1 protein-coding gene is annotated in these 1,123 nt (G+C 73.3%); it reads right to left on the bottom strand.

Annotated features, from left to right (window positions below; all coding sequences use genetic code 11):
- Positions 1 to 127: 127 nt before the first annotated feature.
- Positions 128 to 1,123: sugar phosphate isomerase/epimerase (locus ABZ371_RS32810; protein ID WP_358686632.1), on the bottom strand; the 996-nt coding region annotated here is incomplete at its 5' end.

The following is a 1,123-nucleotide window of genomic DNA, read 5'->3' as shown; positions in this document are numbered from 1 at the left end:
GGGCCGCGCCGGCCCCCGCCCGCCCACCCCCCCGGCGCCGGGGGGGGGCAACGGGCCCGGGCGGGCAGGGCCGGCGGTACCGGCGCCCGGTCCCCCGCCGGGCTCCCGTACCGCCGTCCGCCGGCGGTCAGTCCCCGCAACGGCCCTCGCGGAGCGAGTGCAGGTGCTCGCTGGACTTGCGGGCGAAGGCGAAGGACTCGACCGGGTTGTCGTGCTCGGTCTGCCAGTGGTGGTAGGTGCGGCCCCGGTGGGTCCTGGCGGTGACCCGGCTCAGGAAGTCCCGGTAGTCGATGTCGCCGTCACCGACGTCCGTCATGTCGTAGCCGTCGCGGGCGGAGTCGTTGCGCGTGCCGTCCTTGACGTGGAAGAGGGGGTAGCGGTCGGGCTGCTTCAGTACGTAGTCGATGGGGTCGAAGGGGGCGGGTGTGCCGTCCACGCGCCTGCCGAAGCGGAACTGGGCGCAGAACGCCCAGTAGATGTCCATCTCGAAGTGGACCAGGTCCGGGTCCGTCTCGGCCAGCAGGACGTCGTAGAGGCGCACCCGCGGTCTGTCGGTGGCGAAGGAGAACTCCTCGGCGTGGTTGTGCTGGTAGAACTTCATGCCGCGCCGGCGGGCGGCGGCGCCGTAGGTGTTGAAGTCCTCGGCGGCCCGCTTCCAGCCGTCCACCGTGGAGCCGTACCGGAAGGGGCCGGAGGCGGTGCCGATGTGCTTCAGGCCGAGGGCCTCGGCGTCGTCGAGGACCTTCGTGAGGTTCTGGGCGAAGGAGTAGGCGTCGGGGTCGGTGTCGTCGTGGTAGTTGACGTGGCTGCCGATGGGGTGGAGCCCGTGGTCCTTCGCCAGGCGCCTGAGCCGGTCCAGGCTGATGGCGCCGGCCGAGCCCTGGGTGTAGCCGGCGAACTCGATCTCGTCGTACCCGTACTTCTCCAGCTCCGCGAAGACGGGGGCGAAGCCGAGGGTGGAGACCTTGTCGCGGAGGCTGTACAGCTGGATGCCGAGACGGCCGGGGGGCAGCACGGCACGGTCGTGACCGTGGCCTGGGGTGCCGTGGCCGAGGTCGCCGCGTGCGCTGCCGGCGGTCGCGGGCCGGGCGGGGGCCGGGGCGGGGGGCGGCGCCGCCGGGGC

Source organism: Streptomyces sp. NPDC005899 (assembly GCF_040629645.1).
Taxonomy (GTDB): Bacteria; Actinomycetota; Actinomycetes; order Streptomycetales; family Streptomycetaceae; genus Streptomyces.
Note: the sequence above shows the minus strand (reverse complement) of the source record. Positions and strands in the feature narration are given on the sequence as shown.